Source organism: Dyadobacter sp. CY323 (assembly GCF_021390245.1).
Classification (GTDB): Bacteria; Bacteroidota; Bacteroidia; order Cytophagales; family Spirosomataceae; genus Dyadobacter.
The window spans coordinates 189,102-203,969 of the sequence record NZ_JAJUXH010000012.1; the positions used below are offsets into that span (position 1 = coordinate 189,102).

Sequence of the window (14,868 nt, forward strand, 5' to 3'; positions counted from 1 at the left end):
AACAAGATGCAAAAATTGAAATCATTGGCTAGTCTGGCGCTACTCATCCTAACGAGCTTCTCCACACCAGCGAAGCAAATGGAAAAACGGCCCAACATTCTTTTTGTCATTGCCGACGACCAATCGTATCCCTATGCAGGTGCCTACGGCGATAAGGCTGCCAAGACACCGCATTTCGACAGGATCGGCCGGGAAGGAATTTTGTTTACCAATGCTTTTGCCGCTTCACCGGGTTGCAGTCCGTCGAGGGCCGCGTTGCTTACCGGCCTCAACTGCTGGCAGATCAAGGAAGCGGGAACGCATGCGAGCAGCTTTCCCGCCGAATTTCAGGTATTCCCCGACCTGCTTGAAAAGGCGGGATACACTGTCGGATTTACAGGTAAAGGCTGGGGGCCGGGTGATTTCAAAGCTTCCGGGAGGGACAGAAACCCGGCTGGAAACGCCTATTTATCCAAAAAACTGACGAGTCCAAAAGGTATTTCTGATGTAGATTATGCTGAAAATTTTCAGGATTTTTTTGCTCAAAAAGAAAAAGACAAACCTTTCTTCTTCTGGCTTGGGACGCATGAGCCGCACCGCACCTATCAAAAAGGCATCGGGGCCGCGAATGGATTTGACATTACAAAAGTAAAAGTGCCGCCATTTCTGCCAGACGTTCCGGAAGTTCGTAATGACATTCTGGACTATTTATATGAAATCCAATGGTTTGATACGCAGCTCGGAAAGGTACTGGCGCAGCTGGAACAAGCCGGTGAACTGGATAATACGCTCATTGTGGTGACGGCGGATAACGGCATGTCTTTCCCCCGCGCAAAAGCCAATGTATATGAATATGGCATTCATGTGCCGCTGGCGATTCGTTGGGGAAATGAGATCCGAAAGGGTATAGTGGCGCAGGATCTGGTAAGTTTGGTTGATGTGTATGCCACATTTCTGGAAGTTGGCAGGGCTGAAAAGCCGAATTACCCTATTGAAAGTAAAAGCCTGGTACCTTTTCTTAAAACCGGAAAAAAGCACCGTGAGGCTGTATATGCATCCCGAGAGCGGCATTCGTCGTCGCGCTATAACAACCTGGGCTACCCGCAGCGCACAATCCGTAATTCACAGTTTTTATATATTAAAAATTACAAACCAGAACGCTGGCCGGCTGGTGATCCCCAAAAATTTGATAAAAATGGCAAGCTGGAACCCATTAACACCGGCTTTCACGACATTGATGAATCCGCTGATAACATTGTGATCCGGGAATGGCAAAATCCCAAGATCGCGCCTTTCTTTCATCTTGCGACAGACAAGCGTCCTGCCGAAGAATTGTATGACATTGTAAAAGATCCGGGCTGCCTGAAAAATCTGATTCAAGACAACAAATACCGTGTACAAGCAGCCTCGCTGCGAAAACAGCTCAAAGATTACCAGCTTGCCACCCGCGATCCACGCGAAACAGGCAATGCCGATTACCTCGATTCCTTCCCGAGATTGAACGGAGAAATACGCAATTTCCCAGCCAACTAGCTGCATTTGACCGATCATCACACTACTGTCTTCCTTATTCACCGGCAATTTCTGATCCATGTCACCGCCGTGCCGGAGGTCCCTGCATTTACGGTTTTTACATCATTCTTTAAATCTCGCAAAACACCTTAAAGCTGAAAAAGCCAGTGTTTAACGAAGAATAACTACAATACAAGTACTTCCTGTTTCCCCTCGCGAGGCAAGGTGATCAATTTTGTACAGTCGGCCAGCCAGCCAGACATGTATCATTTAACCATCGCGATGAAAAACTTTGTATTTGTACTTGTCGCTTTTTGTTACTCAATTACCTGGTCGCGGGCCCAGGATTCTGCCCGTTACCAGCTTCGCCTTTCGGTTCCGGCAATCGATCTTCCTCAGAACAGGGACCTCCCCTACCGTTATCCTTCCATGAACCAGGCCCTGGAATTCTCGGCCGACTTTTACGAGCTTGGATACCTCGGCATTGACAAGCTGGGAAACGCGCTTTTTAAGCCAAAAACGAAAGAATATTCATTCGGAAAGAAGCTGCTGAATGCGGGATTCAAGTATTTGCTCAGTGCGGGTTTTGTCAAATACGGAAGTGAATTGCCCATTCCGCTCGGCGTTTGGGCGCACGAGGAGTTTCACCGGTCTGTTTTGGGAGTCAATACGATCCATTCAAAAAATGGCAACTGGTTTCCGCACCGCTGGGATGGGACGGTTTATGGCATTGGTGATCAGGATCTTAGCACACTTAAAAGTAAAGACCCGGATCAGCTTCTGTATGCCTACGTGGCCGGCGTGCAATCGGAAGTTTTGCTAAACCGAAAAATATCTGTTCAGGATTTTTACAAAAAAAGAACATTGCCCAAGAATGCGCTCATTCTTTATAATGCCTGGTATGTCTGGGATTATTTCAAATTTTCGGCCAGTTCTGTAACAGATTCAGTAAAAGTCTGGGGAGCAAAAAGTGAGAACCCGGACCCGAAAGAGCGCGATTTTGCAGGGGCCGACCTAACCGCCTGGGCTTACGATATGTTTAGTCCTGAAAAACCCTACACCGACCGGGATAAGTTTCCCAATGGAGAAGGCGTCAATCGCCGGATCGGCTACTCGGATTTATCTGTTGAAGCGCAGGAATATTTAGTAAAACAAAAAAAATTGTCGCTGCTGAACTTTGTGAACCCGGCTATATTTTTCATTAACCGCATCCCGCTGGGCAAACACACCTCATTCAACTTTTTCATGCAATATGCACCCACGCACTTTGGCAACGACATTTCACTGACACTCCCAGTACAATACCGCAATACCGATCTCCTTTTTGGTGTGCACAAATTCAGCAATTTCAAATCCGAAGGTTATGGGCTTGATCTGGGTCTTTACAACAGAAAACTGACCAAACGTCTGGAAACTGACCTGGTCATACGGATCTGGAACCAGCCGGAAAGTTTTTACGATGATGCCAAGGAAACCGGCGGTGCTCTGCAACTGGACGCCCGCTACCGGATCACAAGAAACATAGCCGTCGCAGTAGCCCTCAATGGGAAAACCAAAGGCTGGCAGGTAGATTCTCCCTACCTCAAACCAAATCTCTCATCCAGTTTGGGGTTGAGTTATGCCATGAGATGAAAACTGGAACGCTCTCCATTCCCGCAAGCAACAGAATCAAAATATAATCTATTAGCGATGGAAAAATACCAACTGGCCCAGATCAATGTGGCTAAAATGAAGGGTGTGAATATCGACGACCCGATAATGAAAGAATTCGCGGACAATCTGGATGCGGTCAACGCACATGCTGAAATCAGTGAGGGATTCGTGTGGCGGTTAAAGGAAGAAAATAACAATGCAACCGGCCTCCACCCGTTTCAGGATCCCACCGTCATCATTAACGTATCGGTCTGGCGTGATATACCGACTTTGCAGCAGTTCACTTACCGTTCTTTTCATTCGGAATTTCTGAAAAGAAGGCGTGAATGGTTCTCAAACTATGGGAAAATCTATATGGCTTTGTGGTGGGTTCGAGCTGGTGAATTCCCCACAATGGAACAGGCAATGGAGCGTCTCGAACATCTGGCGAAAAACGGTCCGTCTCCGTATGCATTCAGCTTCAAAGACAATCAAAACATGCCTGCGGGGATCATTTAGAGGTAAATGTATCAAATGGATATGTCGCGATTTTGACATTATCGTCCATCTTCCAGTCTATCAATAAATGATTGGGGTCAATGCCGGCGCGGGCGGGTTTTTGTGGTACCATTACTTGAATGGTCTGTGTGGTGGAGTGGAGGTAATGCTTTTGCAAATAGAGCGGCTTACCCGGTTCCTTACCCTCTTCCCCGGCGGCAAAAACCCCGATCTCTACCCAATCGTTTAAAGGAAGGTTGGTTTCAACGCCAGCACTATCCACTACCTGCTTTCCCGCCTGTATTTCGAGCGTTACCTGCCAAGAACCTGTAATGGTTTTCTTCGCGATGGCTTCTTTTGTTTCAAGCTCCCAAAAGGTATTCTGTTCAAAAAGGTCGTGGAGCAGGTAATGGAGGGAGTCTGGTGTTACTGCCTGCAATTCCTGATAAAGGTCTAAGGCAGTGGCCATTGGAATCTTGCCGGGTCTGTGTTTTTGAAGCAAGCTACGGAGCGCTCCATTCACCCGGTCCTTGCCGATGTACTCACTCAGTGCGTATAATGCGAAAGGGCCTTTTCGGTAATTATGGTAATAATCGTTGGCACGCAACAGCGGCCCGGCAGCCCGGGTGCGGGGATTCTCGTACTCCTCCCGCAAAAAGCTCAACAACTTGCTCAGGTGTGCAGGCCCATACTTGTCCTGCAGAACCCCCATAGCCGAATACCACGCCAAACTCTCAGAAAGTAGGCCTGCACCTTCCAGATAGGCAGATTTCAGTTGATTTCCCCACCACTGGTGCGCCACTTCGTGCGCCACAACCGCCGTCACCAGGTCGAAGCCCCGCGGATCTTGCTTTGTATTCAACAGGAAAAAACCTTCCTCCGCCGTGATGGTAGCCGGAGCGGCATGGTTCCCGCCACTGTACCCCGGCACAGCCACAAACCGAAGCTGCCGATGCGGGTAAGGCCCGAATTGTTGGGTATAGTAGCTCAGCGAAGCTTTCACACTCCGCACCATCCGCTCCAAATTCTCTGCATTACCGGGATCGTAGTAAATCTGAATGGCAACAGATTTTTTTACATCTTTCGACGGTGCCCAAAGCGCCTCATACAGCGCATATCTCGCCGAAAATAAAGCATATTCGTGCCTTATTCGTGCATCCGTGGCATAATGGAAATACCGACGGCCCCCTTTTGTCCAGGTTTTACAAAGACTACCCGGCGCCACCACCATCTGATTGTTGTCCGTCCCCACCACCGCATTAAAAGAAATATGTTCCGCAAACGGCGCATAATTTCGCGCTTTCAGGTCATAAAGCGAAGCAGTTGCAGGCCGGGGAGAAAGCCCATATTTTTTCCGGAGCCCGGGCTCATCCAGCTCACGGTACTGCTGGTAGCCAATGGAAGGCAACCATTCATAATTTCGAATGTGCGTGAAGTTGGCCGTCACCGCCGAATCAGCACCCTTGTTTGTAAATCCCTCAGCTTTGTGATGCACTTCAAAATCAAATTGCAATGTGTCCCCAGGTTCCAGCGGCTTTTTAAGTTTATAAATAAAAAAACCTGATTCCTGGTCTTCGAGCACTGGTATAGCTGATTTGCCAAAAGCTAAGACCTTCGTTTCAACCCCATCGGGAATGGCCAGATGCACAGAATCAATGGGAAAGGAATGCTTGTTAACTAACAGATAACTTCCTTTTACCTCAAACTCACGCCGCTCGGAATAAATCTCAACCTGTAAATTGACGCCGGTCAAAATAGGCTGCGGCGCATTGCTATACTTCCCATACCGTTGCTCGTAGGTGGCACGTCCTGCCAGTATTTCCGAGGCAGTTGCGTAGTGATTGAGGATGTTGGTATTATAGAAAATAAAGCCGCCCAAAGTCAAGATTAATGCTACTGCAACGGCCGTTGTCCACGCAGTAGTCCGTGTAAAGCGGCGTCGGGCCAACAGAAACCGCGCCTTTAAACTTTCTTCCCGGCCGCGTACCCAAAGCAGCCTTGCCGCCACCGAGAGCAGCATCGCCCAAGCCACCCAATATGCCTTAAACCAGAGCCAAGGCGCAACGGACACCCCAAAACCACCCATGTTGGTATACGACCACCCGGGACTGGATCCGAAAATAAGAAGCTTGTGCTCTATTCCCAGACTTGAAGCAAAGACCACGCAACCAAATGCAAGAAGCGCAACCAGGTGCCCCAGGTATTTTTGACTGACCAACACGTGCACCACCAGCGCAAGCAGGGCAAAAAGCAGGGATTCTATCAGCTGAAACCCAAACAGTACTTTCAGGTACAATCCTAATTCAACATCGGCTCCACCAATCCCAATTTGCGCCAGTACCCCGGCAACCAGCAGAAATACCAGACAAACGATAAGCAGAAAACTTAGGGACAAAAACTTGCTCAGGAAAAGCACCCATTCAGGCACCGGTACCGCATGAGAGAACTCACTCATACCGCTTTCCCTTTCCCGCCAGACCAGCTTCCCGGCGTAAAAAATGGTTAGTAAAAAAATGATGATCCAAAATTTTCCAGGAGCCGTAATGGTGCCGGTCACAATATTCAAAACCTGATCCGTTCTGGGGAGCAATGGAACGCCTTTGGCTTTCAAATTTCCCGGCATGGCAAAACCAACCATCAGTGCAATCAAACCCAAAAGAAGTAGCCCCGTCCGGTTTTTTGCCAGTGCCAGGAATGATTGCATTGTGATCATTTTCAACTGATGTATGTGGGTTGGGAAGCCGAATGTTCCACGCGTTCGTAATAACAATTCCGTTGTTCCCCTTTTAGGCCAGTCTATGCCTGTGATACTTGCAAGTTGTAAAGCGTTCTGTTTTCCCGGGTTATTGGTAAATGGGTTTGTAAACCGGAAACGATAGTAGGTAAACGTCAGCATGCCGAGTGCCACAAATAGCCATAACACACGGTTTGCCAGCAACATCCCTTCTAATTCAATGAAGCGCGTATTCCTTTCAATCGGGCTCAAAACCGTAAGGTGCCGCATAATGGGAGTGAAACTGATGGGATCCAGCACATCCCCCCAATTCCCTGCCTCACGCGAATTCATTTCCAGCATGAATGCAGCCATAAAAAGCAACACCCCGCCCAGATAGCTCGCCATCGCCCGCCGGTTGAGTGCCGCCAGTGAAAACTGGATGGCCGTCACAATAAATGTGTTAGGTATTAGGATAAAGAAAAAGGCAGTCAGATAGGCTCCTGACCGGAATGGGCCCAGAACTTCTGCCTCTATGCCGGAAAGGTGCATAGCCGCCAAAATGCCCAGCGGTATGGCGAGCAGGATGATGACATTGAGCAGAAATGCGGCAAGAAGCCTCCCGCCCAGGTATTCCGCTTTCCTGGCAGGTGCAGTGTAGGTCAAAGAAAACATGCGCGTCTGCACATCGCGTGCCGCCGCATCGCCCGCCACAGATGCGCCTATCAATAGCCAGAAAAGGTTGCATAAGACGGTGACAGCTGCGATGACGATGGGTGCATTAACCTGGAAATAACCCTCGCGCGCGTCAGACAGGTAGTTACCTGTTACCCACAGAAATGCAAGGCTCAATACCACTGCGAAGTAAAGCCAGGTAGAGACGCTGCGTAACTGGTAGCAGAATTCAAGGCGAAAAATCTTAGCGAATTTCATCATTCCCCGTCATAGTAGTGAAGTATACATCTTCCAGATCAGGATCCACCGGCTCGAAACCGTTACCGGGCAATTCCTTGCTGTAAATGTGCACCATGGTGCGACCGCTCAGGAGTTTTGCAGAAATGACCTTGTGTTCCTTTTCCAGTTGGGCAATTTTATTTTTCTCGGTCAGCTTACGCCAAATCCTGCCTTTCAGAGCTGCAACGGCTTCTTGAGGTTTCGCTTCCAGCAGTATTTTTCCTTTGTTGATAATGGCCATGTTGGTGCACAGCTCGGATACATCTTCCACGATGTGGGTGGATAGGATCACGACGCTGTTCTCGCCCAGTTCACTTAAAAGATTCAGGAAACGGACGCGCTCGGCTGGGTCCAGGCCGGCGGTCGGCTCGTCTACGATCAGCAGCTTCGGGTTGCCCAAGAGCGCTACCGCCACTCCGAATCGCTGCCGCATCCCACCTGAGTAGCCGCCCAGCTTCTGCTTCCGCTTGTCCCAGAGGTTGGTTTGTTTGAGTAAGGTTTCCGTTACCTCTTTGCGGGATGCGCGGTTGGTAATGCCTTTGAGTACCGCGAAATAATCCAGCAACTCCTCCGCGGTCGATTTTGGGTACACACCGAATTCCTGCGGCAGGTAACCCAGCGTCTGGCGCAGTTCCTCCTTTTGCTTCAATACATCTATTTCTCCTAAAAAAACTTCTCCATTATCCGGTTCCTGCAAAGTTGCCAGCGTGCGCATAAGCGTGGATTTTCCCGCACCGTTTGGCCCGAGCAAGCCGAACATACCTGGGGAAATGTCCAGCGAAACATTGTCCAATGCTTTTACTGCATTTATATAGGTTTTGGAGACATTGCGAATGGACAGGCTGATTTGGTGATTTTCCATGTTGGTAAAAAAACCTTGTTCATTACAGTTGGCAAAATGCGATATGCGACCGCCGGAAAGTAATCGACCAATGGCTGCATTGCTTCTGCGGAAGTGCTGGCAGGTTCGATTCGATGTTTCGTAGATCGGGATAAGGCTTTGGTAGATACGGTGGTTAGAGATTGGCAGGAAAAAATATCTTTGTTCTATGAATCGGATTAAAAAGGTATTTACGGCAGTCCACGTCATTCTCTGGATTTTGTTAAGCCTGCTGGTAGGCTTCCAACTTAGCGGTGAGGATAATCCAAATTGGCTTTCATCCTCTGCGAGCTTTATTTTAACCGGTTTGTATGTTTTTTACACCCATTTCTTTCTCCTGACCCGCTTTTTGGGTAAAAGACGAAAGGCTGCTTATTTTCTCAGGCTGGCAGGAATCGGGCTGACCGCACCTTTGATTTTTTTGTTTTTCCATTACAAAACACTAAGCGCTTCGCACTCAGCCTTCGAGTACTACATGATGGCGCTCATTTCCATTGTGCCGATATTCCTTTTTTTAAGCTGGCTGGCCCGGGTCACGGAAAATCTGGTGCTGAATACGATCCGGAAAGAGCAGCTGGAAAAACAGGCCGTAGAGGCCGAGCTGTATTATCTGAAATCGCAGATCAATCCCCATTTTTTATTCAATACCCTCAATAACATTCATACCCTGGTTTACAAACAAGCTCCCGCCGCTCCGGATGCGGTCATGCAGCTGGCCTCTTTAATGCGTTACATGATCTACGAGTCCAATGCGCCCACCGTTCCGCTTTCGAGAGAAATGGATTACCTGCAGGATTATGTGAGTTTGCAGCAGCTGCGGTATAAAAATTCGCCGGTTGTGCAAATGGAAATAGCCGGCGAAACAGGAGGCTGCACCATTGCGCCATTGTTGTTTATTCATCTGTTGGAAAATGCTTATAAACATAGCCCTGCGCGGTTAGAACCCGGTGACATTAAGATTTGCATTCAGTTGAAAAAAGATACGCTGTTCCTTAGCATCCAAAATCCTGTCGGCAACAACCAAAAGAACAATTTGGAAGAATCGGGCGGGATAGGATTGCCGAATGTCCGGAAAAGATTGCAGTTGTTATATCCCGACAAACACACTTTGGAGATAACGAAATCAAGCGATACGTTTAGCCTGACTTTAAAAATTCAAGGTCTTCGACTACCAGCTAATGAAACAAAAGCTCACCTGCTACATCATTGACGACGAATATCTGGCCCAGGAAATACTGGAAGCGTATGTGGCTAAAGTGTCTTTTATCGAACTGAAAGGTACTTTTTCAAGTCCGCTGGAAGCAGTTGCTCAAATGGAGGCTGACAAACCGGATCTGCTTTTTCTGGATATCAATATGCCGGACCTGGATGGGCTTAGCTTCATTCCAATGCTGAACCCGAAGCCCATGATCATCCTGACTACGGCCTACGATCAATATGCCCTGAAAGCCTTTGAACTGGAAGTAAAGGATTACCTCGTAAAACCTTTTTCCTTCGAAAGGTTCTATAAATCAGTACTGAGACTGTACCAGGAGCACCGTCCCAAACTGCCGCCGGAAAAGAAAGAAGTTATAGCAGAGCCCAAACATGAACAGGAGTACATCTTCCTGAAAGTGGGCCACCGCATTCAGAAAATTGCGGCTTCCGAGATCATTTTCGTGGAAGGTATGCGCGACTACCTGCTGATCCACACCGCAAAGGAGAAGATCATGACCCTGCTTAGTTTCGCTAAACTGGAAGAACTGCTCCCTTCCCAGGGCTTTGCCCGCGTGCACCGTTCTTTTATGGTAGCCATTGATAAAATAGACCACATTGAAAAAAACAGGATCCGGATCGCAGATCAGATCATTCCGATCAGTGAAAGCTATGCCGAGCCTTTCTTTAAAATGCTGAAAGGCATTCAATAGCGCTTTAAACGCTCTTCGGAGTAAGTCCATTGCCACCTCAAAAATCCAGGAAGAGGAAGCCCGCAAGTTCAGCTTCACAGCCACAATGTTGAATATTTGGAAACTTTCAGCATTTTTGTCCGAACCGTAAATGCAAAATGGCAACGACAGCAATCAAATCAGATTCAGTTTCCGAAATGCACGATAAAATATCGCAGGTAACCAAATGCAATCAAAAATGAGAAAGGTAGTTTTATTTGCGCACATCTCGCTGGATGGTTTTGCTGGAGATGTCAATGGCGGACTGGGTTTCCTGTCATACAATGAAGAACTGCAAAAATATGCAGACGAATTGGTCAAAACAGTAGGTGCTCCTCTATATGGCAAGACTACCTACCATTTGATGGAAGGTTATTGGCCCACCGTATTGAACAATCCCGACGCTGATAAACGCTCGCTGGCACATGCGCAATGGGTGCAGGATATCCCTAAGGTAGTGTTTTCGACAACTTTGGACGAAGTGAGTTGGAACAATACTACGTTGGTCAAAGAGAATATAGTCGAAGAGGTGAATAGCCTCAAACAACAACCCGGCAAAGACCTGGTCATATTCGGCAGCCCGGGCCTTGCCAAAAGCTTTATGAAGCTGGGCCTGATAGATGAGTACAGGCTCACGTTGCATCCCGTGATATTGGGGAATGGCATTAAGCTGTTTGACACCAACATCACCACCAGTTCTTTAAAATTGCTTGAAACAAAAACGCTGGGATCGGGGGTAATTACCATGCATTATTCATCGAATAACCTGACAACGGGTTGATAGAATGACGGCAATGCAGACCTCCCAAACCAATGCTTGTAAGTACAATCACGACGCGACCACACTCTTCTCCTGCGCGCTTTTTAAAACTTCATAACTATGAATCCGCGCCTCGGGATCGTAGATGTGGCTGGTGACCATCAACTCGTCGAGCTGCGTACGTTGCTGAAAATAAGCAAGATCATTGCTTATTTTTTTTCTGTCGCCGATGAACGTGTATTTCATCATTTCTCTCACCGCGGCTTCTTCATATTCTCCCCAGAGTCCATCCATACTTTCTACGGGTGGTTGCAAAGGCTGGCGTTTGCCTGTGATAATGCCCGTAGCCAGCTGGTAGAAAGAGGTCGCAAGGCGCTCTGCTTCTTCGGTGGTGTCTGCGGCGATCACATTCACACAAGCCATCACATAAGGTTGCGCCAGATATTGCGACGGTCGGAAATTCCGGCGATACAGTTCTATCGCGGTCAGGAATTGGGTGGGTGCGAAATGGCTCGCGAATGCGTAAGGTAATCCCAGATGTGCAGCCAGTCGCGCACTGTCGGTACTCGAACCCAGTATCCAGATCGGTACTTCCAGCCCTTCACCGGGGATCGCCCGAACTTTGGAGTTGCTGTTATCTGCTGAAAAATACGTTTGCAATGCCATCACATCATCCGGAAAATCCTGAGCGGATTCCATATAATTGCGTCTGAGCGCGCGGGCTGTCACCTGATCTGTTCCGGGGGCTCTGCCAAGTCCGAGGTCGATGCGGCCGGGATACAGTGACGCAAGAGTACCAAACTGTTCGGCAATTACCAGCGGCGCGTGATTGGGTAACATAATGCCGCCGCTGCCCACACGGATCGTATTGGTACCGCCGGCAATGTAGCCGATGAGAACGGAAGTAGCCGAGCTGGCGACGCTTGCCATATTGTGGTGCTCGGCAAGCCAGTAACGATTGTAACCAAGTTCTTCTACACGCTGCGCGAGCCGGAGGCTGTTTTTGAATGTTGTGCCTGCATTATTCCCCTCCGTAATCGGCGCGAGATCAAGAATGGAAAATGGTATATCCTGAATGAGTTTGTCTGCCATGATTTATTAACAATGAGAATGCTGTTAATAAAAGCATTTAATTAGCCTGTGAGTTCCTTTGCAACCATCAACCCACTTCAAAGTTGAAATCGCCATTCATGATAAGCTTTGCATCTGTCGTGTTTGGGTTACCGGGAATCTGCAATCCCTTTATTTTGGCTGTTTTGCCTTTGCTCAGCAAATCGTAAACGTGTTTGTCGGTGAGTTTTTTGCCCAGAAATTCAAACGGGATCTTGAAGCCGCAAGCCTGAAAGTTGGAACAGCCATAAGCCGTTTTTCCCTTTTTTAGCAAATGTTCCTTGCATTTCGGACAGGTCAGGGACTCAATGGAGATTTCTTCTTTTGGCTCCCTCGGTTTGGCGGGTTTCTTCTCCTTTTCTTCTTTTGCAATCTCTGGCGGCGCTTCTTCGGCAATGCTGATCGCCTTTCCGCGATTATTTTTCACCTCTTGCGTGAGGTCAACCACCATCTGAATCAACTCCTGCTTAAACGTTTCCATCGAATAATCGCCTTTTTCGATCAACCGCAGCTTTCTTTCCCAGTTCCCGGTCAGTTCCGCGCTTTTTAGAAGCTCGTTCTGGATCGTATCGATGAGATCGATGCCGGTTTGTGTGGCGAAAATATTTTTCTTTTTCTTTTCAATGTAACGCCTTTTGAAAAGTGTTTCTATGATATTCGCCCGTGTTGAAGGTCTTCCTATTCCATTGTCCTTCAATGCCTCACGCATTTCCTCATCCTCAACCTGCTTGCCTGCCGTTTCCATTGCCCGTAGCAATGTCGCTTCGGTATAGGCTTTCGGCGGCGTTGTTTTTCCCTGGTGCACGCGCGGTTCGTGCGGACCTCTTTCTCCCACCTCAAAATCAGGCATCAGCTTTTCCTCTTCCGCCGCTTCTTTTTTTGCATTCGCATCATTGGCGTACACAGCCCGCCAGCCGGGTTCCAGGATCTGTTTTCCGGTTGCCTTGAATTCCACCTGCCCAACCATACCAAGTACTGTTGTGTTCGAAACCTTACATTCAGGATAAAATGCAGCGATAAACCGGCGGGTGAGCAGGTCGTAAATGCGTTTTTCGTCCTGACTGATGTGATTGGGCAAAACGCCCGTCGGGATAATGGCGTGGTGATCAGTTACCTTTTTATCATCAAAAACCGCTTTCGATTTTGGAATTGGTCTTTCTAAAAGCGGCGCTGTGTATTGGGCATAGTAAGTAAGCTCTCGTAAAATGCCCTCCATTTTGGGATGCAGGTCTTCCGAAAGGTACGTCGTGTCCACCCGGGGATAAGTGATGAACTTCTTTTCGTATAGGTTTTGGGTATGTTTTAATGTGTCTTCGGCGGAATAGCCGTATTTTCTGTTCGCCTCCACTTGTAGTGAAGTAAGGTCAAAAAGCTTTGGATTTCCTTCTTTTCCTTCTTTCTTTTCAAATGCGGTTATTTCAAATTCGTGTTCAAGCAAGTAGGCGAGGCCTTTCTTTGCTTTCTCCTCGTTTCTGATCCGGTCAATGGTCGCCGTGAATTCGGTTTCGCGGTAAATGGTTTTCAATTCCCAATATTCTTCCGAAACAAATGCATTGATCTCCTTCTGGCGCTGAACGATGAGCGCCAGAGTCGGCGTTTGCACCCGGCCAATGCTGAGTACCACTTTTCCCTGACCGAATTTTTTGGTAAAAAGCCTGGTCGCATTCATGCCGAGCAGCCAGTCGCCAATGGCGCGCGCACTGCCGGCCGCATACAAGTTGTTGTAAAGTTCGCTGTCTTTGAGTTTTTCAAAACCCTCGCGGATCGCCTGCTCGGTCAGAGATGAAATCCAGAGACGTTTCACGGGCACATTGCATTTGGCTTTCAGCAAAACCCAGCGCTGGATCAGCTCACCTTCCTGGCCCGCATCCCCGCAATTGATCACTTCCTCGCATTTACTGACCAGACTTTCAATCACGCCAAACTGTTTCAATGCACCAGCATTGTCAATGAGCTTAATGCCGAAGCTCGACGGGATCATGGGCAGGTCTTCCAGCCGCCAGGATTTCCACCGCTCGGTGTAGTCGTGGGGTTCTTTTAATGTACAAAAATGCCCGAAAGTCCAGGTTACCTGATACCCGTTTCCTTCGTAGTAGCCGTCCCTGCGCTGATTCGCACCGATAATTGCTGCAATATCTTTGGCAACGCTTGGCTTTTCAGCAATACACACTTTCATGCCGCAAACTTACTCGATTGAGCGGCAATGTTCCTACAAACAATCTGGAAACTAATCAACCGCCTCCCACCTTAACCTGTTCCGGCGATTCGTTATACCCGCCCGAGCGGTCCGACATGCCCTCCGCATCTTTCAGGTTATCTTTTTGAACTGGCTCAGATCCTGATGTCTGGTTTTGCGATTCACCTGCATTTGTCGAGCTGCCGGACAAGTACGCCTCAAGAGCATTCAGACCTTTATCCCACCCATCCTGATGCGGCTTCAAAAACTCAGGCCTCGAAAATCCTTCCTGGATCACACGCAGTTTACTGCCTTCCCCCTCGGAAGAAAAGCTGACATCCAGCGAGTAGCCATTCTCCGAACCCTCATCGCTCATATTCCAAACCCACGAATAAACCAGTTTTTCATTGATTGACACTTCGCTGTACGTACCGGTAATTTCCAGTCCGGCCTCGCCTACATAATATGCAACTTCGCCACCTTCTGTAAGCTCGTTTTTGACATCCGTGAGCGATTCCCCCATCGGACGCCACCATTGTTTGAGGTGTTCAGCTTCTGTCCAGGCTTTGAAGAGTGTTTCTACGTCAACATCAAACTGCCTTTCTACTTCAATCACATTTACCTTTTTATCCTCTTCCATTTTTCCCGGATTTTGTTGATTAACAGAACATGCGCCGGTCCGCATAATAATCGTGCCTTTCGGGATCCTTCGAACCCCACCCTTTGCCA

11 protein-coding genes are annotated in these 14,868 nt (G+C 48.3%); 6 read left to right on the plus strand and 5 right to left on the minus strand.

The features are described from left to right. The first annotated feature begins 6 nt into the window (after window positions 1–6). The 3 genes from LZG72_RS18540 to LZG72_RS18550 all read left to right on the plus strand — a co-directional run bounded on the left by LZG72_RS18540 (window position 7) and on the right by LZG72_RS18550 (window position 3,642). Window positions 7–1,512: a sulfatase gene (locus LZG72_RS18540; RefSeq protein WP_233875846.1), complete on the plus strand. Its 1,506-nt coding sequence runs from the start codon at window positions 7–9 to the stop codon at window positions 1,510–1,512. 261 nt (window positions 1,513–1,773) lie between these two features. Continuing rightward, window positions 1,774–3,123 carry a hypothetical protein gene (locus LZG72_RS18545; protein ID WP_233875848.1) on the plus strand — a complete coding sequence of 450 codons (1,350 nt, stop codon included), beginning with the start codon at window positions 1,774–1,776 and terminating at the stop codon, window positions 3,121–3,123. A 57-nt stretch (window positions 3,124–3,180) separates the two neighbouring features. After that, window positions 3,181–3,642, plus strand: coding sequence for a DUF3291 domain-containing protein (locus tag LZG72_RS18550; RefSeq protein ID WP_233875850.1), 462 nt, complete (start codon window positions 3,181–3,183; stop codon window positions 3,640–3,642). Here the strand turns inward: LZG72_RS18550 and LZG72_RS18555 are convergent. Continuing rightward, a complete protein-coding gene (locus LZG72_RS18555) occupies window positions 3,635–7,270 on the minus strand; it encodes a M1 family aminopeptidase (protein ID WP_233875852.1) in 3,636 nt (1,211 codons plus the stop codon). The genes LZG72_RS18550 and LZG72_RS18555 overlap by 8 nt on opposite strands. After that, window positions 7,254–8,150, minus strand: coding sequence for an ABC transporter ATP-binding protein (locus LZG72_RS18560; protein WP_233875854.1), 897 nt, complete (start codon window positions 8,148–8,150; stop codon window positions 7,254–7,256). Before LZG72_RS18560 ends, LZG72_RS18555 begins: the two co-directional genes overlap by 17 nt. Window positions 8,151–8,337: 187 nt before the next feature. On the opposite strand from LZG72_RS18560, the gene LZG72_RS18565 reads away from it, so the two are divergent. The 3 genes from LZG72_RS18565 to LZG72_RS18575 all read left to right on the plus strand — a co-directional run bounded on the left by LZG72_RS18565 (window position 8,338) and on the right by LZG72_RS18575 (window position 10,874). After that, window positions 8,338–9,378, plus strand: a complete 1,041-nt coding sequence (locus LZG72_RS18565) for a sensor histidine kinase (RefSeq protein WP_233875856.1) — start codon at window positions 8,338–8,340, stop codon at window positions 9,376–9,378. Further along, complete coding sequence (locus tag LZG72_RS18570; protein WP_233875858.1) at window positions 9,347–10,075, plus strand: LytTR family DNA-binding domain-containing protein; 729 nt, start codon at window positions 9,347–9,349, stop codon at window positions 10,073–10,075. Before LZG72_RS18565 ends, LZG72_RS18570 begins: the two co-directional genes overlap by 32 nt. A 217-nt stretch (window positions 10,076–10,292) precedes the next feature. Beyond that, a complete protein-coding gene (locus LZG72_RS18575) occupies window positions 10,293–10,874 on the plus strand; it encodes a dihydrofolate reductase family protein (protein ID WP_233875860.1) in 582 nt (193 codons plus the stop codon). A 48-nt stretch (window positions 10,875–10,922) separates the two neighbouring features. On the opposite strand, the gene LZG72_RS18580 is transcribed toward LZG72_RS18575, so the two are convergent. The 3 genes from LZG72_RS18580 to LZG72_RS18590 all read right to left on the minus strand — a co-directional run bounded on the left by LZG72_RS18580 (window position 10,923) and on the right by LZG72_RS18590 (window position 14,779). After that, window positions 10,923–11,945 carry an LLM class flavin-dependent oxidoreductase gene (locus LZG72_RS18580; protein ID WP_233875862.1) on the minus strand — a complete coding sequence of 341 codons (1,023 nt, stop codon included), beginning with the start codon at window positions 11,943–11,945 and terminating at the stop codon, window positions 10,923–10,925. A 67-nt stretch (window positions 11,946–12,012) separates the two neighbouring features. Continuing rightward, window positions 12,013–14,139 (minus strand): type IA DNA topoisomerase, encoded by a 2,127-nt coding sequence (locus tag LZG72_RS18585; RefSeq protein ID WP_233875864.1) that lies wholly within the window; start codon window positions 14,137–14,139, stop codon window positions 12,013–12,015. 55 nt (window positions 14,140–14,194) lie between these two features. Then, complete coding sequence (locus tag LZG72_RS18590; RefSeq protein ID WP_233875865.1) at window positions 14,195–14,779, minus strand: SRPBCC domain-containing protein; 585 nt, start codon at window positions 14,777–14,779, stop codon at window positions 14,195–14,197. Window positions 14,780–14,868 lie beyond the last annotated feature (89 nt).